Origin of the sequence: Halovibrio sp. HP20-59, assembly GCF_033052795.2 — a bacterium.
In the GTDB taxonomy this organism is placed as follows: Bacteria; Pseudomonadota; Gammaproteobacteria; order Pseudomonadales; family Halomonadaceae; genus Vreelandella.
In genome coordinates this window covers 84,454-106,782 of record NZ_JAWJUW020000012.1, presented here as the reverse complement: position 1 = coordinate 106,782, position 22,329 = coordinate 84,454, and the positions used below count along the sequence as shown (strand labels likewise).

At 55.0% G+C, this 22,329-nt stretch carries 15 protein-coding genes and 4 tRNA genes; 2 read left to right on the top strand and 17 right to left on the bottom strand.

The features are described from left to right. Window positions 1–3: 3 nt before the first annotated feature. The 17 genes from fusA to RZA33_RS13905 form a co-directional block, all read right to left on the bottom strand. The gene (gene fusA / locus RZA33_RS13985) at window positions 4–2,127 is read right to left on the bottom strand and encodes an elongation factor G (RefSeq protein WP_317508327.1); all 2,124 of its coding nucleotides are present in this window, start codon (window positions 2,125–2,127) and stop codon (window positions 4–6) included. Window positions 2,128–2,385: 258 nt separating this feature from the next. After that, window positions 2,386–2,856 (bottom strand): 30S ribosomal protein S7, encoded by a 471-nt coding sequence (gene rpsG, locus RZA33_RS13980; protein WP_146874554.1) that lies wholly within the window; start codon window positions 2,854–2,856, stop codon window positions 2,386–2,388. Between the two features lie 163 nt (window positions 2,857–3,019). Continuing rightward, the gene (gene rpsL / locus RZA33_RS13975) at window positions 3,020–3,394 is read right to left on the bottom strand and encodes a 30S ribosomal protein S12 (RefSeq protein WP_008959173.1); all 375 of its coding nucleotides are present in this window, start codon (window positions 3,392–3,394) and stop codon (window positions 3,020–3,022) included. Window positions 3,395–3,669: 275 nt separating this feature from the next. Next, window positions 3,670–7,884: a DNA-directed RNA polymerase subunit beta' gene (gene rpoC, locus RZA33_RS13970; protein WP_317508326.1), complete on the bottom strand. Its 4,215-nt coding sequence runs from the start codon at window positions 7,882–7,884 to the stop codon at window positions 3,670–3,672. A gap of 10 nt (window positions 7,885–7,894) precedes the next feature. After that, window positions 7,895–11,971 (bottom strand): DNA-directed RNA polymerase subunit beta, encoded by a 4,077-nt coding sequence (gene rpoB, locus RZA33_RS13965; protein WP_317508325.1) that lies wholly within the window; start codon window positions 11,969–11,971, stop codon window positions 7,895–7,897. Window positions 11,972–12,317: 346 nt separating this feature from the next. After that, window positions 12,318–12,686: a 50S ribosomal protein L7/L12 gene (rplL, locus tag RZA33_RS13960; RefSeq protein ID WP_317508324.1), complete on the bottom strand. Its 369-nt coding sequence runs from the start codon at window positions 12,684–12,686 to the stop codon at window positions 12,318–12,320. A gap of 112 nt (window positions 12,687–12,798) precedes the next feature. Continuing rightward, on the bottom strand, window positions 12,799–13,305 hold the full coding sequence (gene rplJ / locus RZA33_RS13955; RefSeq protein WP_317508323.1) for a 50S ribosomal protein L10: 507 nt from the start codon (window positions 13,303–13,305) through the stop codon (window positions 12,799–12,801). 366 nt (window positions 13,306–13,671) lie between these two features. Beyond that, complete coding sequence (gene rplA / locus RZA33_RS13950) at window positions 13,672–14,364, bottom strand: 50S ribosomal protein L1 (protein WP_317508322.1); 693 nt, start codon at window positions 14,362–14,364, stop codon at window positions 13,672–13,674. 2 nt (window positions 14,365–14,366) lie between these two features. Further along, on the bottom strand, window positions 14,367–14,798 hold the full coding sequence (rplK, locus tag RZA33_RS13945) for a 50S ribosomal protein L11 (protein ID WP_317508321.1): 432 nt from the start codon (window positions 14,796–14,798) through the stop codon (window positions 14,367–14,369). 85 nt (window positions 14,799–14,883) lie between these two features. Further along, the gene (nusG, locus tag RZA33_RS13940; RefSeq protein WP_317508320.1) at window positions 14,884–15,417 is read right to left on the bottom strand and encodes a transcription termination/antitermination protein NusG; all 534 of its coding nucleotides are present in this window, start codon (window positions 15,415–15,417) and stop codon (window positions 14,884–14,886) included. Window positions 15,418–15,425: 8 nt separating this feature from the next. Further along, window positions 15,426–15,809, bottom strand: coding sequence for a preprotein translocase subunit SecE (gene secE / locus RZA33_RS13935; RefSeq protein ID WP_317508319.1), 384 nt, complete (start codon window positions 15,807–15,809; stop codon window positions 15,426–15,428). A gap of 73 nt (window positions 15,810–15,882) precedes the next feature. Then, window positions 15,883–15,958 (bottom strand) — tRNA-Trp (locus RZA33_RS13930). 191 nt (window positions 15,959–16,149) lie between these two features. Further along, window positions 16,150–16,224: transfer RNA gene (locus RZA33_RS13925), tRNA-Thr, on the bottom strand. 13 nt (window positions 16,225–16,237) lie between these two features. Continuing rightward, window positions 16,238–16,311: transfer RNA gene (locus RZA33_RS13920), tRNA-Gly, on the bottom strand. 134 nt (window positions 16,312–16,445) lie between these two features. Then, window positions 16,446–16,529 (bottom strand) — tRNA-Tyr (locus RZA33_RS13915). 119 nt (window positions 16,530–16,648) lie between these two features. Next, window positions 16,649–17,488, bottom strand: a complete 840-nt coding sequence (locus RZA33_RS13910; RefSeq protein ID WP_317508318.1) for a type III pantothenate kinase — start codon at window positions 17,486–17,488, stop codon at window positions 16,649–16,651. Beyond that, entirely contained in the window at window positions 17,485–18,480 is a 996-nt protein-coding gene (locus RZA33_RS13905) for a biotin--[acetyl-CoA-carboxylase] ligase (RefSeq protein WP_317508316.1), read from the bottom strand. Before RZA33_RS13905 ends, RZA33_RS13910 begins: the two co-directional genes overlap by 4 nt. Window positions 18,481–18,714: 234 nt before the next feature. On the opposite strand from RZA33_RS13905, the gene typA reads away from it, so the two are divergent. Together typA and RZA33_RS13895 are read left to right on the top strand one after the other, a co-directional pair. Continuing rightward, a complete protein-coding gene (typA, locus tag RZA33_RS13900) occupies window positions 18,715–20,565 on the top strand; it encodes a translational GTPase TypA (protein ID WP_317508315.1) in 1,851 nt (616 codons plus the stop codon). A gap of 289 nt (window positions 20,566–20,854) precedes the next feature. Continuing rightward, window positions 20,855–22,288 carry a sodium-dependent transporter gene (locus RZA33_RS13895; protein WP_317508314.1) on the top strand — a complete coding sequence of 478 codons (1,434 nt, stop codon included), beginning with the start codon at window positions 20,855–20,857 and terminating at the stop codon, window positions 22,286–22,288. The last annotated feature ends 41 nt before the right edge of the window (window positions 22,289–22,329 follow it).

Here is a 22,329-nt window from a genome sequence, read left to right as displayed (position 1 = left end):
CGGTTAACCGTTTTGATTGATGACGGCTTCAACGACGCTGGAGGGCGCCTCGTCGTACTTCGAGAACTCCATGGAGTAGCTCGCACGGCCCTGGGTTTGTGAGCGCAGATCGGTAGCATAACCGAACATCTCGCCCAGCGGCACCGTTGCACGAATGACTTTACCAGAAGAAGAGTCATCCATGCCCTGCACCAGGCCGCGACGACGGCTCAGGTCGCCCATGACGTCACCCATAAATTCTTCGGGGGTCACGATTTCGACCTTCATCACCGGCTCCAGCAGCACGGCCTTGGCCTTCCTGGCACCTTCTTTTACTGCCATAGAAGAAGCAATCTTGAACGCAGTCTCGTTCGAGTCCACGTCGTGGAAAGAGCCGTCGAACAGCGTTACTTTAACGTCAATCATCGGATAACCCGCGATGACGCCGTTTTTAAGCTGCTCGTAAGCCCCTTTCTCAACCGCAGGGACGTATTCCTTAGGAACCGCACCGCCTACGATTTCAGAGTTGAATTTGAAGAAGATTTCTTCGTCGCCTTCACCCTTTTCTTCAGCAGTCAGCGGTTCGATACGCAACCAAACGTGACCGTACTGACCACGACCGCCCGACTGACGTACAAACTTGCCTTCTTGCTCAATATTACCGCGGATGGTTTCACGGTAGGCAACCTGCGGCTTACCGATATTGGCTTCAACCTTGAACTCGCGACGCATACGGTCAACAAGGATATCGAGGTGAAGCTCACCCATGCCAGAAATAATCGTCTGGCCGGTTTCTTCGTCGGTCTTAACCTGGAAAGAGGGGTCTTCTTGGGCAAGCTTGCCCAACGCAACGCCCATCTTCTCCTGGTCTGCCTTGGATTTCGGCTCTACGGCAACCGAAATAACCGGGTCCGGAAACTCCATGCGCTCGAGAACAATTTTGTTATCGATATCGCACAGGGTGTCACCGGTAGTGACATCTTTCAGACCGATACAAGCGGCGATATCGCCAGCCAGAACCTCTTTGATCTCTTCACGGGAGTTGGCGTGCATCTGAACGATACGGCCAACGCGCTCTTTTTTCTGCTTAACGGAGTTATACACACCGTCGCCAGACTTCAGAACGCCCGAGTAGACGCGGATAAAGGTCAGCGTTCCGACGAAGGGGTCGGTAGCAATTTTAAACGCTAGCGCGGCAAACGGCTGATTGTCGTCTGCTTCACGCGTATCGATGGTGCCGTCTTTATCATCAAGCTCACCTTCGATCGCCTTAACTTCCGTCGGCGAAGGCATGTACTCGATAACACAATCAAGCACTGCTTGAACGCCTTTGTTTTTAAAGGCAGAGCCACAGGTAACCAGGACAATATCGTTAGCCAAGGTACGCGCACGCAGCCCAGCTTTGATTTCTTCGATGGTAAGCTCGTTACCTTCGAGGTACTTTTCCATCAGCTCGTCAGAGCCTTCGGCAGCCGCTTCGACCATCTCTTCGCGATATTTTGCAGCTGTGTCTTGTAACTCAGCCGGAATATCCACGAGGTCATAATTCATACCCAGGCTTTCCTCATCCCACAGGATAGCCTTCATCTGAATCAGGTCGATAACGCCTTTGAAGTCCTCTTCCGTGCCCCAGTTAATCTGGATCGGCACAGCCTTGGCGCCCAAACGCTCTTTAAGCTGGTCAACGACCATGAAGAAGTCTGCGCCGGTACGGTCCATCTTATTGACGAAAACCATGCGCGGTACTTCGTACTTGTTGGCTTGACGCCATACTGTTTCGGTCTGCGGCTGAACGCCGGAAGAACCACACAGCACAACGACCGCACCATCAAGCACGCGCAGAGAACGTTCAACTTCGATGGTGAAGTCAACGTGCCCTGGGGTGTCGATAATATTAATACGGTGCTCAGGAAACTGCTTGCTCATGCCCTGCCAGAAACAGGTAGTTGCAGCTGAGGTGATAGTGATACCACGCTCCTGCTCCTGCTCCATCCAGTCCATGGTCGCAGCACCGTCATGCACTTCGCCCACTTTGTGGGAGAGGCCGGTATAGAACAGTACACGCTCAGTCGTCGTGGTTTTACCCGCGTCAACGTGAGCGACGATACCGATATTGCGGTAGCGATTTAGTGGAGTCTTGCGTGCCACGGTGAAACTCCCGTTTGTTGGCGATGCTCGTTAATTTAGCGGCGTATGCAGCGAGGCTTATGCGACCGCCGCTACCACTGCAGGGTAGCGGTTGGGCATTGCAACTTAAGCGTTGCAACGACGCGACTCAGCGAACACTTCACCATGCTGAACAACGTGCATATAAAAGCCATAAGGCCGTACTTAAAAACGCCGTACTCAGAAACGCTGATCTCAGAAACGTCGACCTTAAAAGCGACGATCTTAGAAACGACGCTCTTAGAAACGGTAGTGCGAGAAGGCCTTATTGGCTTCAGCCATACGATGCACGTCTTCGCGCTTCTTAACGGCCGAACCTTTGCCTTCTGCAGCATCCAGCATTTCGCCTGCCAGACGCAGCACCATAGTTTTCTCACCGCGACGACGCGCCGCGTCTACCAGCCAGCGCATGGCTAGCGCTTGACGACGAGACGGACGTACTTCTACCGGCACCTGATAAGTTGCACCGCCCACGCGGCGCGACTTCACTTCGACCATCGGCTGAATAGCTTCCAGCGCCTTGTCGAAGATCTCCAGCGGCTCTTCTTTACTACGCTCGGCAACCTTGTCCAACGCACCGTAGACGATACGCTCAGCTATGGACTTTTTGCCGCTGAACATCAGGTGGTTCATAAACTTCGCTAGACGCTCACTTCCGAACTTAGGATCCGGCAGGATTTCGCGTTTAGCTACTACTCTTCTTCTAGGCATGATAAGCCCTCAATTAAGGATCTTTCAGGTAAACCCGGAACTCGTACTGTGCAAAAAATGCCGTGCACCGCCCGACCTTACTCTTATCAGACCGTCAAATTCGTGATAATCGTTACTCAGCACACCCAACTACACGACTGTGCTGTAAAGCCACCCTATCGTCTTAAGACTTAGGACGCTTAGTACCGTATTTAGAACGACCCTGACGACGGTTTTGAACGCCGGAGGTGTCAAGGGCGCCACGTACGGTGTGATAACGCACACCTGGCAAATCCTTTACACGGCCGCCACGAATCAAAACGACAGAGTGTTCTTGAAGGTTGTGACCTTCACCACCGATGTAAGAAGACACTTCAAAGCCATTCGTCAGGCGCACACGGCAAACCTTACGCAGGGCCGAGTTAGGCTTCTTCGGGGTGGTGGTGTAAACGCGGGTACATACGCCGCGCTTTTGCGGACAAGCCTGCAGCGCGGGCACATCACTTTTAGTGACGGGGCGCTTGCGCGGCTTGCGCACTAGCTGATTAATCGTTGCCATGGTGTTTAGCTGACTCCAATGGTTGCCTGACCTTTTACAAATACAAGCAGCGGCTGCGGGCGTACCCACCCCACTGTTAAAGGCTGCGCATTCTAAAGGCTGACCCTAGGTGGCGTCAAGCCTTGCCGGCGGTTTTACCGGCAAGGCTACGCTTTTCAGGTCAGCGACTCGTTTTACTTACTGATGTTACTTACTGTTTTTACCAACTGTTTTTTCCAGTTGTTTTTACTAACAGTTTTTACCAACAGTCTTAACGACTGCCTAAGGCGTCAAATTTACAGCTCGTCGTCAGAATCGAGAGCGGTTAACTGAGCGCCCAGCTCCTGCTCTACTTCGGTAGCCGAAGGATTGAACAGTTGCTCAACGTCTTCGCGCTTGCGACGACGCTCGGCGTGGTGAGTCAAGCCGGTACCTGCCGGAATCAGACGACCCACAACGACGTTTTCTTTCAGGCCGCGCAGGTAATCGCGCTTGCCGGTTACCGCTGCTTCGGTCAGTACGCGGGTTGTCTCCTGGAAGGAGGCCGCGGAAATGAACGACTCGGTCGCCAAGCTGGCCTTAGTGATACCCAACAACATGCGCGTATACTTGGCTGGGAATTTCTGCTCTTTTTCGAGACGAATATTCTGTTCCAGCACGCGTACCAGTTCTGCCTGGTCGCCAGTGATGAAATCTGAGTCGCCCGAGTCTGTAATCTCTACCTTGCGTAACATCTGACGCACGATCACTTCGATGTGCTTATCGTTAATGCCAACGCCCTGCAGACGATAAACGTCTTGTACTTCGGCAGTGATGTACTTGGCGAGTTCCTCAACACCCAGCAAACGCAGGATATCGTGAGGGTTGCTCGGGCCATCGGAAATCACTTCGCCCTTCTCGACGGCCTCACCTTCGAAGACCGCAATTTGACGCCACTTGGGAATCAACGCTTCAAATGCATCGCCAGATTCCGGCGTAATCATCAAGCGACGCTTACCTTTGGTCTCTTTACCGAAGCTAACCACACCGCTTATTTCAGCCAGGATAGACGACTCTTTCGGCTTACGTGCTTCGAACAAGTCAGCCACCCGTGGCAGACCACCGGTGATATCTTTGTTCGCCGATGCTTCTACCGGGATACGGGCGACCACTTCACCGACACCGATCGTGACACCATCGTCGACCGAAATAATCGAGTTGCCTGGCAGCAAATACTGCACCGGAGTATTAGAACCGGAGACGGAAACGTACTCACCAGCGTTGTCCTGCAGCATGACCATCGGGCGCTTGTCACGACCAGCCATCGGGCGGGCTGCAGATTCAATCACCTCAATAGAGGACAGACCGGTCATCTCGTCGACACTACGGTGCATGGTGACACCTTCGTCGAGATCGATAAACTGCGCCTTGCCTTCTACTTCGGCAACGATCGGGTGCGTGTGCGGGTCCCATTTAGCAACAATAGCACCGGCATCAACAACATCACCGTCGCGCACAGAGAGCTCAGCACCGTAAGGCAGCTTGTAGTACTCGCGCTCGCGGCCATGGTCGTCGGCAACGGCCAAGGCGCTTGAGCGCGAGACCACCACCAGCTTACCGTCGGCACGCTCAACGTTTTTAATGTTGTGCAGACGAACCTTACCACCGTGCTTCACTTGAACACTGTCGGTAGCTGAAGACCGTGACGCCGCACCACCAATGTGGAACGTACGCATGGTCAGCTGGGTACCCGGCTCACCGATGGACTGTGCGGCGATAACGCCGACTGCTTCACCGATATTAACCTGGTGGCCGCGCGCCAAGTCACGGCCGTAGCAGGACGCACACACGCCGTGAGCGGTTTCACAGGTAATCGTGGAGCGCACGACTATCTCGTCGACACCCATGGTGTCGAGCTCGGCACACCACTTCTCGTCAAGCAGCGTACCTTTAGCGAGCTGCACTTCACCGCTGCCCGGATGAATGACATCCTGAGCCACCACGCGACCTAGTACGCGCTGTGAAAGCGGCACAATGATGTCACCGCCCTCGATGATCGGGTGCAGCGTCAGGCCATTTTCGGTGCCACAGTCGACTTCGGTGATGACCAAGTCTTGCGCTACGTCTACCAAGCGGCGGGTCAAGTAACCGGAGTTGGCGGTTTTCAACGCCGTATCCGCAAGACCTTTACGTGCACCGTGGGTCGAGATGAAGTACTGAAGTACGTTCAGACCTTCACGGAAGTTGGCGACGATCGGCGTTTCGATGATCGAGCCATCCGGCTTGGCCATCAGGCCACGCATACCCGCCAACTGACGAATCTGAGCAGCAGAACCACGCGCACCGGAGTCAGCCATGATGAAGACGCTGTTGAACGAGTCCTGCTCAACTTCATTGCCATCACGATCGATGACAGTCTCTTTCGAGATACCCACCATCATCGCTTTGGCGACTTTATCGTTGGCTTTGGACCAGATATCGATAACTTTGTTGTACTTCTCGCCGGCAGTTACCAGGCCAGAAGAGAACTGGTCTTCGATTTCTTTGACTTCGGCTTCGGCCGCATCAACGATCTCGGTTTTGGCTTCGGGGATAACGAAGTCGTTAACACCGATTGAGGCACCCGACCAAGTCGCTAAGCGGAAACCGGTGTACATCAGCTGGTCAGCGAAGATGACGGTCGGTTTGAGACCGGCACGACGATAAACTTCGTTGATCAGACTGGAGATCGCCTTCTTCTTCATCGGCTGATCGATCAGCGCGAACGGCACACCTTCGGGCAGAATGCGGTACAGCAGTGCACGGCCAACCGTGGTGTCGTAAATACGCCGGTGGAAGCTACGCTCGCCGGTCTCTTCTTCAATGTCGGTTTCGTCGAGACGCACTTTGACGTGGGCGTGTAACGAAACGGATTGCGTACCGAAGGCGCGCTCGACCTCATTAAGGTCGGAGAACACCATGCCTTCGCCTTTGGCGTTGATCTTTTCGCGGGTCATGTAGTAAAGACCCAGAACAACGTCTTGCGACGGTACGATGATCGGCTCGCCGTTGGCGGGCGACAGCACGTTGTTGGTCGCCATCATCAGCGCACGCGCTTCAAGCTGGGCTTCCAGGGTCAGCGGTACGTGTACCGCCATCTGGTCACCGTCAAAGTCGGCGTTATAGGCGGCACATACCAGCGGGTGCAGCTGAATCGCTTTACCTTCGATCAACAGCGGCTCAAACGCCTGGATACCCAGACGGTGAAGCGTTGGTGCACGGTTAAGCAGTACCGGGTGCTCGCGGATAACATCGGCAAGGATGTCCCACACTTCCGGCAGCTCGCGCTCGACCATCTTCTTGGCGGCTTTGATCGTTGAGGCGTAGCCCAGCGACTGCAGCTTGGAGTAGATAAACGGCTTGAACAGCTCCAGCGCCATTTTCTTGGGCAGACCACACTGGTGCAGACGCAGGGTCGGACCTACGGTAATAACCGAACGGCCCGAGTAGTCGACACGCTTACCCAGCAAGTTCTGACGGAAACGACCCTGCTTACCTTTGATCATGTCGGCGAGCGACTTCAGCGGGCGCTTGTTAGAGCCCGTGATCGCGCGGCCACGACGACCGTTATCCAGCAGTGCATCGACCGCTTCCTGCAGCATGCGCTTCTCGTTACGCACGATGATGTCCGGCGCATTGAGATCAAGCAGCCGCTTCAGGCGGTTGTTACGGTTGATCACACGACGGTATAGGTCGTTAAGATCCGAGGTCGCGAAGCGGCCGCCATCCAGCGGTACCAGCGGACGCAGGTCCGGCGGCAGCACGGGCAGCACTTCCATGACCATCCACGCCGGCGCATTGCCGGAGTGGTAGAAGGCTTCAAGCAGCTTAAGGCGCTTGGAGAGCTTCTTGATCTTGGTTTCAGAGTTGGTCTGCGGAATTTCTTCGCGCAGATGATTGATCTCTTCTTCCAGATCGATGTCTTTGAGCAATTCCTGAACGGCTTCGGCACCCATGCGGGCATCGAAGTCGTCACCGAACTCTTCCAGCGCTTCAAAATACTGCTCATCGTTCAACAGCTGACCACGCTCCAGCGTGGTCATGCCGGGATCAATCACCACAAAGCTCTCGAAGTAGAGCACGCGCTCGATATCACGCAGGGTCATATCGAGGAACATGCCGATACGCGACGGCAGCGACTTCAAAAACCAGATGTGAGCGACCGGCGAGGCAAGCTCGATGTGCCCCATGCGCTCACGACGCACGGCGGCTTTAGTCACTTCAACGCCACATTTCTCGCAAATAATGCCGCGGTGCTTCATGCGCTTGTACTTGCCGCACAGACACTCGTAGTCTTTCACCGGGCCGAAGATTTTGGCACAGAACAGACCATCCCGCTCCGGTTTAAAGGTACGGTAGTTGATGGTCTCAGGCTTCTTCACCTCGCCAAACGACCAGGAGCGAATCATGTCCGGCGACGCCAGGGTAATCTTGATCGCGTCGAACTCTTCGGACTGAGACTGCGATTTGAGTACTTTCACCAAATCTTTCATGGGACGGCTCCTAGCTCTCTAACTCGATATCGATGCCCAGCGAGCGGATTTCCTTCACGAGTACGTTGAAGGATTCCGGCATGCCTGCCTGCATGGTGTGGTCGCCATCCACGATGTTTTTGTACATCTTGGTGCGGCCTTCGACGTCGTCCGACTTGACGGTGAGCATCTCTTGTAGCGTATAAGCGGCACCGTAAGCTTCCAGCGCCCACACTTCCATCTCACCGAAGCGCTGACCACCGAATTGCGCCTTACCACCCAAGGGCTGCTGGGTCACCAGCGAGTAAGAACCGGTAGAACGTGCGTGCATCTTGTCGTCTACCAAGTGGTTAAGCTTCAGCATGTACATATAGCCAACGGTGACCGGACGATCAAAGGCGTCACCGGTACGGCCATCGAACAGGGCCATCTGGCCCGACTCGGGAATGTCAGCAAGCTTCAGCAGGTGCTTGATTTCGTGCTCTTTAGCACCGTCAAACACCGGCGTTGCCATCGGCACACCCGCTTTCAAGTTTTTCGCCAGGGCAATGACTTCGTCGTCGGTTAAGGAATCAATATCCTCGACGCGAGTGCCCGGCGTGTTGTACACCTGACCCAGGAAGTCACGGATCTCGGCGACTTGCTGACCGCGTGCATCGCGCAGCATGGCGTCGATTTTGACCCCTAAACCACGTGCCGCCATACCCAGGTGAGTTTCCAAAATCTGACCCACGTTCATACGCGACGGTACGCCCAGCGGGTTCAGCACCACGTCGACCGGCTCGCCCTTCTCGTCGAACGGCATGTCTTCGATAGGCATAATCGCCGAGATAACACCTTTGTTACCGTGACGCCCGGCCATCTTGTCACCCGGCTGGATGCGACGCTTAACCGCCATGTAGACTTTGACGATTTTTAGCACGCCCGGTGCGAGATCATCGCCCTGGGTCAGCTTGCGCTTCTTATCTTCGAAGCGCTCGTCCATCTCTTTGCGACGGATTTCCAGCTGTTCGTCGGCCTGAGCCAGCAGCTCATTAAACGACTCATCCTGCAAGCGCAGCTTGAACCACTGCTGACGCGGCAACTCATCCAGGTACGCTTCGTCGAGCACATCGCCTTTCTTGAGGTTCGGGCCGCCGTTAACTGCCTGGCCGTCCAGGGTACGCTTTAGACGCTCAAAGGTGGCGTCTTCGGCGATACGGTAAGTCTCTTGGAGATCCTTACGAACTTCGTCAAGCTGAATGCGCTCGATTGTCAGGGCGCGAGAGTCTTTCTCAACGCCGTCACGAGTAAACACCTGAACGTCGATGACCGTGCCTTTCATGCCGGTGGGGGCACGCAGGGAAGTGTCTTTAACGTCAGACGCTTTCTCGCCGAAGATGGCACGTAGCAGCTTCTCTTCAGGCGTCAGCTGGGTTTCACCCTTGGGCGTCACCTTACCGACCAAAATATCCCCTGGGCCGACTTCGGCACCAATGTAGACAACGCCCGCTTCGTCCAGTTTGGACAACGCCGACTCGCCTACGTTGGGAATATCAGAGGTAATCTCTTCTGAACCCAACTTGGTATCACGTGACACACAGGTAAGCTCCTGAATGTGAATCGTCGTGAAACGGTCTTCTTGGACCGCCCGCTCAGAAAGCAGGATGGAATCCTCGAAGTTGTAGCCGTTCCAGGGCATAAAGGCGATGCGCATGTTCTGACCCAGCGCCAAGTCGCCCATATCCACCGACGGGCCGTCGGCAAGAATATCGCCACGCGCCACGTTATCGCCAGGCCGCACGATGGGGCGCTGGTTCATACAGGTGTTCTGGTTCGAGCGGGTGTACTTGGTCAGGTTGTAGATATCCACCCCGGCTTCACCGCCGATGATTTCATCTTCATTAACCCGCACCACAACACGGCGTGCGTCAACCGAGTCAATCAGGCCACCACGACGCGCAACCGCACAGACACCGGAGTCACGGGCAACGAAGCGCTCCATGCCGGTACCCACCAATGGTTTCTCGGCACGCAGGGTCGGCACCGCCTGACGCTGCATGTTCGAACCCATCAAGGCGCGGTTGGCGTCATCGTGCTCAAGGAACGGAATCAACGCTGCGGCAACTGATACAACCTGACGCGGTGAGACATCCATCAGCGTCACTTGCTCAGGACGCATAAAGGTCGTTTCGCCACGGTGGCGCGCCTGCACCAGGTCGTCGCTTAGCTTATTGGACTCATCTACCGCCGCCGACGCCTGGGCGATAACAAAGTCGCCCTCTTCAATCGCCGAGAGGTGAACGATTTCATCCGTCAACTGGCGATCGACCACTTTCCGGTACGGCGTTTCTAAGAAACCGTAGCTGTTGGTGTGGCTGTAAGTCGCCAGGGAGTTAATCAGGCCGATGTTCGGGCCTTCCGGCGTTTCGATCGGGCACAGACGCCCGTAGTGCGTGGCGTGTACGTCACGCACTTCGAAGCCAGCGCGCTCACGGGTCAAACCACCGGGGCCGAGTGCGGACACACGACGCTTGTGGGTGACTTCCGAAAGCGGGTTGTTCTGATCCATAAACTGGGAAAGCTGGCTGGAACCAAAGAACTCTTTCACCGCTGCCGCGACCGGCTTGGCGTTGATCAAGTCTTGCGGCATCAGGCCTTCACTTTCCGCCATGGAAAGACGCTCTTTAACGGCACGCTCGACACGCACCAAGCCAACGCGGAACTGGTTTTCGGCCATCTCGCCAACGCAGCGAATACGGCGGTTACCCAGGTGATCGATATCATCAACGTCACCGAAGCCGTTACGGATGCTGATCAGCTCGCGCAGCACATCAAGAATGTCTTTACGATCCAAGACGCCGGAGCCTGTGTCAGTATCACGACGCAGGCGACGGTTGAACTTCATGCGGCCAACGCCCGACAGGTCGTAGCGGTCTTCAGAGAAGAACAGGTTGTTAAACAGCGTCTCAGCTGACTCTTTGGTCGGCGGCTCGCCAGGACGCATCATGCGGTAAATTTCGACCAGCGCTTCGAGAGCTGAATTAGTCGTATCCAGCTTCAAGGTGTCGGAAATGAACGAACCGCAGTCCAGGTCGTTGGTGTAGAGCGTTTCCACCAGGGTGATGCCACCCTGGGCCATACGCTCGAGTACTTCCGGCGTGATCTCGGTGTTGCACGGGCAGATCAGCTCACCGGTTTTAGAGTCAATTTGATCTTTGGCCAGCGTTTTGCCGAACAGGTATTCCATCGGCACGTCCAGACGCTCAATACCAGCTTTTTCAAGCTGACGAATGTGCTTCTGGGTAATCCGACGACCTTCTTCAACGATGACATTACCTTCGCCATCCTTGATGTCGAAAGTCGCCGTCTCACCGCGCAAACGCGACGGCACCAGCTCCACATAGAAACCGGATTTCTCAATGTGGAAGATACTGGTTTCAAAGAACTCGGCAAGAATCTCTTCGGTGTTCATCCCCAGCGCACGCATCAACACCGAGGCCGGTAGTTTACGGCGACGGTCGATACGCACAAAGACGTTGTCTTTAGGATCAAACTCGAAGTCTAACCAAGAGCCACGATAAGGAATCACGCGGGCTGAGTAGAGCAGCTTGCCCGACGAGTGGCTCTTGCCTTTGTCGTGATCAAAGAACACACCGGGTGAGCGGTGGAGCTGGGAAACGATAACCCGCTCAGTACCATTGATAACAAAGGTACCGTTCTCGGTCATCAGGGGGATCTCCCCCATGTAGACTTCCTGCTCTTTAATATCTTTGATTGCTTTGTTCGAGGAGTCGCGATCATAGATGATCAAGCGAACCTTGACGCGCAACGGGGCGGAATAAGTCACGCCGCGTAGCTGACATTCCTTAACATCGAACGCCGGCGTGCCGAAACGGTAGCTGACATACTCAAGCGCAGCGTTACCGGAGAAGCTCTCAATCGGAAACACGGACTTAAACGCCGCGTGCAGACCGACCTCGTGACGCTCGTCGGGCGAACGATCTTGCTGGAGGAAGTCGTAATAGGAATCAAGCTGGATCGCCAGCAAGTAAGGCACATCCATCACTTGGGGCAGTTTGCCGAAATCCTTGCGGATGCGTTTTTTCTCAGTATATGAGTAAGCCATCTGTATTCCCCAGCTTGTTCACCATGGGTGACCGATGCGTGGTCATCGCTGCCCGGCGGGCTTCGTCAGACACAGACAGCAAGCTCCTAAATCGGTAGCTCGCCGTCGAAAATCTAGCTCGATAACTCAGTCGTCGATAACACTGTAGTCGATAACACTATCTTTAATAACGCCATCTTCAATAACGCTTTTACGTTTCTGCCGTGGCTGCTCGTGGTAAGCAGCACTGCTGTTGTTCAATATCAACTACTGTCAACATCAGCTACAACAGAAAAAGGCCGGCAGCGGGATATCCCGCCGCCAGCCGTGGAAGCTTACGCAGCGCGTAAAGCCGTCCGCACAAGAATTACTTGAGCTCGACGCTTGCGCCTGCTTCTTCCAGCTTCGCTTTAGCTGCTTCAGCGTCGTCCTTGGACAGACCTTCTTTGATGGTCGCCGGAGCGCCGTCAACAGCACCTTTAGCTTCTTTCAAGCCAAGGCCAGTGATCTCACGAACCGCTTTGATCACGTTAACTTTCTTGTCGCCAGCAGCGGTCAGAACGACGTCAAACTCAGTCTGCTCTTCGGCTACTTCGCCGCCAGCAGCCGGACCAGCCACTACGGCCGCCGCTGCAGAAACGCCGAATTTCTCTTCCATTGCTTCGATCAGCTCGACAACTTCCATTACGGACATGTCGGCTACAGCATTGATGATATCGTCTTTAGACAGTGCCATTGTTTCATTCCTAACTTTGCGGGAGTCTCGTTCAGACGAGGACTCAGGATTCATTGCTCGGTTCAGGCAGTGCCCCGCCAATGCAGGTCACGCTGCCCACAAAAAGCACTGCTTACGCAGCTTCTGCTTCTTGCTTCTGGTCGCGTAGTGCGGCCAGAGTACGAACCAGCTTGCCAGCGGAGGCTTCTTTCATTACCGACATCAACTGAGCAATTGCTTCGTCGTAGGTCGGTAGGGTTGCCAGACGGTCGATGTCAGCAGCCGGAATCAGCTCACCTTCGTAGGCCAACGCTTTGACTTCGAAGTCTTTATCCGTTTTAGCAAACTCTTTGAACAGTCGAGCAGCAGCGCCCGGATGGTCAGTAGAGAAAGCCAACAGTGTCGGACCAACGAAGCTATCCATCAAGCACTCCCACTGAGTGCCTTCTAGAGCGCGGCGAGCCAGCGTGTTACGAACCACACGCAGCTCTACACCATTTTCGCGCGCCTGCTTGCGCAGATCGGTCATTTTACTAACCGTAACGCCGCGAGAATCAGCAACTACGACGGAGAGTGCGCCCTTGGCCGCTTCACTGATCTCGGCAACAATCGCTTTCTTGCCTTCAAGTGCTAGTGGCACAGTGATCACTCCTTCGTGCCGGAACCCAAGAAGGTCCCGGTGGTTACCATCTCCTCCCGCCTTTTATTGCTAAAGCCGTACTGCAAAAACTATCACAGCGGCAGCATTGCAAGGCGGGAAGCCTTGGGGATGGTGCTCACCAGAAAGCTGTTAAGCTAACCAACTGGCGGCCACACCATCTGCGCAGGCGCTCGATGAGCAATTAAGCCGCTCCCGACGATACAAAAACTAATTTAGCTATTGTATCGACAAAGTGCGGCACCTGCGGTCTTTGACGGCGCCCCGGCTGGCATAACGCTCAAACGGGGGACCGCAAAGTTTTGCTCGGTACTTCCTATCTTACCTTAAACCTAACGATCTTATGCCTTATGCGAAAGCAGAGTGATCGATGGTTAGACCCGGGCCCATGGTCGTGGACAAGGTCATTTTCTTAACATAAATACCCTTAGACGTGCTCGGCTTGAGACGCTTAAGGTCAGCAACTAGTGCTTCAAGGTTGCCGTGAATCGCGGCTACGTCGAAATCCACTTTACCCAAGGTAGTGTGGATAATGCCGTTTTTGTCGGTACGGAAGCGTACCTGACCCGCTTTGGCGTTTTTAACCGCTGTTGCCACATCAGGCGTAACGGTACCCACTTTCGGGTTTGGCATCAGGCCACGCGGACCTAGAATCTGGCCCAGCTGACCAACAACGCGCATAGCGTCTGGTGAAGCGATAACGACGTCAAAATCCATCACGCCTTTTTTCACTTGCTCAGCCAAGTCGTCCATACCCACGATGTCGGCGCCAGCTTCTTTAGCGGCATCAGCATTGGCACCCTGGGTGAAGACGGCAACGCGTACGTCTTTACCAGTACCGTTAGGCATGACGGTAGCGCCACGCACAACCTGATCGGATTTACGCGGGTCAACGCCCAGGTTAATAGCGACATCAACAGATTCTTTGAATTTAACAGTAGACAGCTCGGAGAGCAGCGCTACGGCTTCTTCAATAGAGTATGCTTTGTTGGTGTCTACTTTTTCGCGAATATTTTTCGCACGCTTAGACAGTTTAGCCATGATCAAAGACCCTCCACGTTTAGGCCCATGCTGCGAGCGCTGCCAGCAATGGTACGCACAGCGGCGTCAAGATTCGCGGCCGTCAAATCAGGCTCTTTCGTTTTAGCGATCTCTTCAAGCTGCTCACGCGTCACAGTACCAACCTTCTTCTTGTTCGGCTCGCCAGAACCCGACTTGATACCGGCGGCTTTTTTCAGCAGCACGGCAGCAGGTGCAGTTTTGGTGACGAACGTGAAGCTACGGTCAGAGTAGACAGTGATCACGACCGGCGTCGGCAAGCCCGGCTCAATTTCTTGAGTCGACGCGTTGAACGCCTTACAGAATTCCATGATGTTCACGCCGTGCTGACCCAGTGCTGGGCCTACCGGCGGACTTGGATTGGCTTTACCTGCAGCAACCTGCAGTTTGATGTAAGCCTGTACTTTCTTGGCCATTTTTATGCTCCAATTGGGTAATAGCGCCCGAAGGCTCCCCGGTACCAGCGAGACAACCGCTAGGTCATCTCACGCGAATCAAAACTTATTCTTTCTCAACTTGAGAGAATTCTAACTCAACAGGCGTTGAGCGCCCAAAGATCAGCACGCTGACATGCAGGCGACTCTTTTCATAATTCACTTCTTCGACAACGCCGTTGAAGTCGGCAAACGGACCGTCGACAACACGCACCGACTGACCCGGCTCAAACATTGTTTTGGGCCGCGGCTTGTCGGTGCCGTCTTTGACGCGCGCCAGAATGGCGTCGGCTTCGCGTGAAGTGATCGCAGCTGGCTTCTCTTTGGTGCCGCCAATAAAGCCCATTACACGCGGCGTCTCATTGACCAGATGCCATGTTTCGTCGGCCATTTCCATCTCGACCAAGACATAGCCGGGATAAAACTTACGCTCACTCTTGCGACGTTTGCCGTCACGCATTTCAACTACTTCTTCTGTCGGCACTAGAATCTCGCCAAAGCGATCTTCCATACCGTACATCTTCACGCGCTCAGTCAACGAACGCATAACCTGCTTTTCAAAGCCGGAATAAGCGTGGACGACGTACCAACGTTTGGACATGAAAACTCCTAACCAATGACGCCGGACATCGCCCAGCCAAGAAGAGTGTCGATCAACCACAGCATCAACCCCACCACGACCACAGCTGCCATTACAATAGCAGTGGTTTGGATGGTTTCGGCTCGGGTCGGCCATACAACGCGCTGAATCTCTTTCTTGGCGCTCATAGCAAGCTCTACTAAATCACGACCTTTGGTAGTGGTTAGCGCGATCAAACCTGCAATCACACACAACACCACCACACCAAGCACGCGGTAGAGCAGGCCAATATCGGCGAAATAGGTATTACCAACGATAGCAACGATAAGCAGCGCTACGACCGCCGCCCATTTGAGCCCGTCATGGCGCTTCTCTTGCACCTCGGCGCCATGTTTTACAGAACCAGGCTTCATAAAAACGAGACTCCTAAGGGTGCGGCGAACGATAAAAGAATTTTGAAAAAAGACATACCAACCTGGGGAAGGTTGGCAGGCCAGGAGGGAATCGAACCCCCAACCTGCGGTTTTGGAGACCGCTGCTCTGCCAATTGAGCTACTGGCCTGTATCGTCGTACTATTATTTACATCAACTTACTACATCTGCCGACAGGCGTTTTTTAATCGCCTATACAACAGCGGGCGTCATAATAGCGAACAAACACGCTTCTGACAACCCCTTCCCACGCCCGAAAACGGCTAACGCCGCCGATCGCAGAGACAAAAAAAGCGAGCATCGCTCGCTTGATTCGCAATATGGAGCTCATGGACGGAATTGAACCGTCGACCTCACCCTTACCAAGGGTGTGCTCTACCCCTGAGCTACATGAGCCAAACACATCAACTGGAGCGGGCGGCGGGAATCGAACCCGCACCATCAGCTTGGAAGGCTGAGGTTCTACCGTTGAACTACGCCCGCAAACCCTGCCAAAAATGACAATCCGCTACGCGCTGCCCTATAGCTCTACTTACAAAAAAGCTACCAATCGTAGACCAAGCCCGCTACCGGCTTTTCATTTAACAGCACCGACAACAATCGCTGCTGCTTAATTCTGGTGGAGAGGGAAGGATTCGAACCTTCGAAGCTTTCGCGGCAGATTTACAGTCTGCTCCCTTTGGCCACTCGGGAACCTCTCCAACTGTGGCGGCACATTATGCCAGCCTCCAAAATGGTGTCAAGCACGATATTAACTTAATTTATCGCAACTTGCGATGCTTTTGCATCTACTGCCCGCCTTGGAACGCGCTGCATTCTGTCAAAGCAGCATTGAGAATGCAAGTCCTGCGCGAATCTTTTCTAGCGACACCGGTTCCGGAACGCGTGGCGCGCCGGACATTTTGCCCGCACGCTCAGCGAAGGTCATTGGAAAGCACGCCTCTAAACCACCGTAGACCATATCGGGCCATACTGCGTGGGGCACCTGCACCCCCCGCGAGACTACCCGCGCATCGCCGCCGGTCAACAGCATTGGCAGCGCCACGCTTTCCTGATCGCACACTTCACTATAGATGCGGTTAATGGCACTCACAGCGGCCATGTAAATGCCGTGATTGACCGCGTCAACGGTGCGACGTCCCGGCTCTAACAGCTCGTCGGCTTCACTTTCGGGATCGATGGCCACGTTACGGGTACCAAGCTTTAAGCTCTCTTTCATCAGGCGAAGACCGGGGATAATAAAGCCACCCAGGTGCTGGCCGCCTGGCAGCACAAAGTCAATGGTAATCGCGCTACCGCAATCCACGGCGCAGCAGCCGCCCGCTAGCTGGTATCCCGCCAGCGCTCCCATCCAACGGTCAACGCCAAGCCGCCACGGCTCTTGATAGCCGTTAACCACACCCAGCGCCTCGTGGGTCGAGTGCGCTACGTGCACATGGCGCACCCGCCGACGCAGCAACGCGACCGTCTCTTCCAGCACCGCCGCCCTTGCGACGCTGGATATGCGCACCGCCTCCACCACATCAAGGTCGGGAATATCGGCACCTGGACGCCACTCTTCTCGGGTCCATACCGCCCCGCGGGAACGTATCTCGCTACTCTCGGCATCTTTAAGCCGCCATTTAGACAGCGTGTTGCCGACATCCAGATCCAGAATCATAAACGCCTACGTACGCTGATCTCACCGCCGGCTAGGCGTCGCGAGTGACCATTTTCGGCAACCCAAAGGTTACCACTCTCATCCACTTCCCCGGCGACGGCATCGCTGGTCTGCTGGCCTTGCATCACCCGAATCGGCAAACCGGCATACGCATGGCGCTGGTTCCAAGCATCGCGCCAGGCACTAAAGCCGTCCTGCTCAAAGTTCGCTAGCATGGCCAGCAACCCTGCGACCATCTCGGATGCCAACTGATTACGCGAGATATCCGGCAGTCGCTCGAAAAGCGCCGCGACGGGCTGGTCAATAGCAGCTCGCTGGGCAGCAGGTAACCACAGGTTCATGCCGATACCGATGACGACTTCGCAAGGGCCTGCGGCATCCCCGGTCACTTCGATAAGAATACCCGCAAGCTTGCCTAACTCGTCGCCTGGATCATTGCCCTGCTCAGAAAGCAGGATATCATTAGGCCACTTGAGTTTGGGTGCCACGCCGTGCTGCTCCAATATCTGCGCCACCACAACGCCTACCGCAAGACTCAAGCCTTCCAGCACTGCGATGCCCGACTCAAAGCGCCAGCCCAGCGAGAGCATCAAACTCTGCCCCCAAGGCGTCGACCAGACGCGCCCACGCCGCCCGCGTCCCGCTGTCTGCAGCTCCACCAGACAAACTTCGCCATGCCCGGCGCCCTGCTCAAAGCGCTGACGCAGGTACGCGTTACTTGAAGGCAGCTGATCCTCGACAAACAGGCGGGTAAGATAGTGGCGAGCCTGGGCAGGCAACTGCGCGACGATTTGCGCACCCTCCAAAGGCTCCAGGCGCTGCGAAAGCTGATAGCCGCGGCCTTTAACAGCAACTACCTCGACACCTAATGCTTCGAGTTTTTTTAACTGCTTCCACACCGCCGCACGAGAAATACCCAGCGCTTCACCCAGCTGCTCGCCAGAGTGAACCTCGCCATCGCTTAACAAACGCATCAGGTTGCCGATGGTCATGCTCCTGCCCCAGTAGGAAAAGCGCTAGTCTAGCGGATGGAGGTTCGCTGAGAAAACTTTCCTGAGCGAGACCAAGGTCGATATACGCACCAGTAATATCAGCGAAGCCTTTGACATGGTAGAATAACCGCTGGACGCAAGCCCTGAGCCAAGATGGTCGGCAATTGCCAGCCCTTGCGACCCGCATTTTCCGACCCGTGGACAAACGGGTGTTCACAAGAGTTCTCTCTCAGCATGCAAAACCAGCAAAACTCCAGCGCGGTTAATAACCTGCGCAACGTCGCGATCATAGCCCACGTTGACCATGGTAAAACCACACTGGTCGACAAACTCCTGAGCCAGTCCGGCACTCTTGACCGTAAAGCAGAAGGTCAAGACCGCATCATGGACTCAAGCGATCAGGAAAAAGAGCGTGGCATTACCATTCTGGCCAAGAACACGGCCATTCAATGGCAAGACAGCCAGGGTAACGGCTACCACATCAACATCGTGGATACGCCAGGACACGCCGATTTCGGTGGCGAAGTTGAGCGCGTTATGTCCATGGTCGATTCGGTGCTACTGCTCGTAGACGCCGTTGATGGCCCGATGCCGCAAACTCGCTTCGTGACCCAAAAAGCGTTCGCTCAAGGTCTCAAGCCGATTGTGGTCGTCAATAAAATTGACCGTCCCGGCGCTCGCCCTGACTGGGTAATCGACCAGATTTTTGATCTGTTCGACAATCTGGGCGCGTCCGACGAACAGCTCGATTTCCCGATCATCTACTGCTCTGCCCTCAACGGCATTGCCGGTATGGATCCTGAAGAGCTGGCCGAGAACATGGATCCTATGTTCCAGGCTATCGTCGATATCGTCGAGCCGCCGCAGGTTGAGCTTAACGGCCCCTTCCAGATGCAGATATCAGCACTGGATTACAACAGCTACGTAGGCGTTATCGGCCTGGGTCGCATCAAGCGTGGTGCGGTGAAACCCAACCAGCAGGTGTCGATCATCGGCGTTGATGGCAACGTGCGTAAAGGCAAAATCGGTCAGGTCATGACCCATATGGGCCTTGAGCGCGTGCAGACCAACGAAGCCACCGCGGGCGACATCGTCTGTGTTACCGGCATCGACGATCTGTCGATTTCGGATACGCTATGCGATCCGGCCAAGGTCGAAGCGCTGCCACCGCTTTCCGTTGACGAACCGACCGTTTCAATGACCTTCCAGGTCAACGATTCGCCGTTCGCCGGTAAAGACGGCAAGTTCGTGACCAGCCGCAACATCAAGGACCGCCTTGATCAAGAGCTGATTCACAACGTGGCACTACGCGTTGAAGAAGGCGAAACGCCCGAGAAGTTCAAGGTATCTGGTCGTGGCGAGCTGCACCTTTCAGTGCTGATCGAAACCATGCGCCGCGAAGGCTTTGAGCTGGCGGTGGGTCGCCCGGAAGTGATCATCAAAGAGGTCGACGGCGAGAAGCAGGAGCCCTACGAAGAAGTCATCATCGACTGTGAAGAGCAGCACCAGGGCTCGATCATGGAAGAGCTGGGCTACCGTAAAGGTGAGATGACCAACATGCTGCCGGACGGTAAAGGACGGGTTCGCCTGGACTTCATCATTCCTGCTCGCGGCTTGATTGGTTTCCGCGGTCAGTTTTTGACCCTGACCTCAGGCACCGGCATTCTGACCAGCCGCTTTGATCACTACGGCCCGCTGAAGCCTGACGCCTCTATCGAGCGTCGTAACGGCGTGCTGGTTTCGATGGTTGACGGCAAGGCCCTGGCCTACGCACTTTTCGCCCTTCAAGAACGCGGCAAGCTGATTATCGACCACGCTACCGAAGTTTACGAAGGCATGCTGATCGGCATCAACAACCGTGCTAACGATATGGTGGTTAACCCCACTAAGGGCAAGAAGCTCGACAACATGCGCTCCACCGGTAACGATGAGAACATCGTGCTAACGCCGCCGATTAAGTTCTCGCTGGAGCAGGCGATCGAGTTTCTCGACTCCGACGAACTCGTCGAAGTGACGCCGTCGCATATCCGCCTGCGCAAAAAACTGCTCAAAGAGACCGAGCGTAAGCGCTATAGCAAGAAGTAGCCCGCTTAGAGCAGTGAGTCCCTTGAAAACCCGCGCAAGCGGGTTTTTTTGTATCAAGCCACCAACTCAGCCGCCTCGTCATTAAATCAGCAACGCTGCCAAGCTCCCCACTTAACGCAGCCTAAACGCTATGATGCTGGAAAGACCGAGCGTTATATCGCAAAGTGGCGTTATCTTTAGCGCGTTTAAAACGCGCTAGCGTCGCTATATTCATACATACGTTTGATACTCGTACCCATGTTTGGATATTCGCCTTCATCCTGATACCCAACCACGGACATTCTTACCCATGAGCGGTCATAACGTCTGGACGCATAAAGGCACTTTTCTTCTTGCCGCGGTTGGCTCCGCCGTCGGCTTGGGGAATTTGTGGCGCTTCCCCTACCTCACCGGTGAAAACGGCGGCGGTGCTTTTATCTTGGTCTACGCATTGACGATTTTTGCCGTCGGCATCCCGATTCTGATTGCCGAGATCATGCTGGGGCGCACCAGCCGTCAGAGCCCGATTATGGGTATGCGGCACCTGACCAAAACCCACGGCACCTCTCGCGCCTGGGAAACGATCGGCTGGTTGGGGGCCGCCTCGGCATTTTTGATTTTAAGCTTTTACTCGGTGATCGCCGGGTGGGCAATTCACTACACTTGGTTAATGCTGACCGGCTCCCTGGTCGGCGCCGACGCGCAAACCATTGGCACTGGCTTTGATGCCCTGCTGGCCTCCCCCGGCTTAATGACGCTCTATCACACCCTGTTCATTGCCGCATCCGCGGTGATTGTTGGCATGGGCATTCATAAAGGCATCGAAGCGGGCCTGCGCATTTTGATGCCTGCGCTCTTTGGGATTCTGCTCGTGGTGCTGGCCTATAGCGTGGTAAACGGCGATGTAGGCGCTGCCGCCAGCTTCCTGTTTACCTTTAATATCGCCGACCTCAGCCTTGAAGGCTGGCTACAGGCCATGGGGCAGTCATTCTTCACGCTGAGCTTGGGTATGGGCGCGATTATGGCGTACGGCGCCTATATGCCCAGCAACGTATCACTGACCCGCACCGCCTTTGCGGTCGCCGTCGTCGATACTGCCGTGGCGATGGTCGCGGGTTTGGCCATTTTTGCCCTGGTGTTTGGCGCTGGCCTGGAAACCGGCCAAGGCCCTGGGCTGATGTTTGTGACACTTCCGCTGGCGTTTGCCGAGATGCCGTTTGGCGCTTTAGTTGGTGGGGTGTTCTTTATTTTGGTGCTCGGCGCGGCTCTCAGCTCCGCCATTTCGCTGATTGAGCCTGTTGCGGCATTTCTGGTGGAACGCTTTGATATGACCCGCCCGCAGGCGGTGACGATTATGGTGATTGCAGCCTGGGCAATGGGTTTACTAACCGTGGTTAGCTTTAACATTTGGGCCGAGGGGACGATATTCCACACCCTGTTTGGTCGCAGTGCGTTTGAGTTTATCGAGCTACTGACCAATATCTTTATGCCGGTGGGCGGCTTGTTAATCGCACTGTTTGCGGGCTGGGCGCTGACGCAAAGCGAAGTGATGAAAGAACTGGGCAGCAGCGTCACTTGGTTTAAATTCTGGCGGTTTCTGGTGCGCTTTGTGGCCCCCGCCGCCGTGGCCTTTGTGTTTTTGCGCACCATTCCGCTGGTAGAGGGTTACCTAGTCCCTACCCTTGGCGCGCTGATGATTATCGGCGCTTTTGCTGCCAGCCAGCGGTGGCTGAAAAAACCGTAGCAACAAACCTTTAATACGCATTCACAGGCGGCTGATCGGCC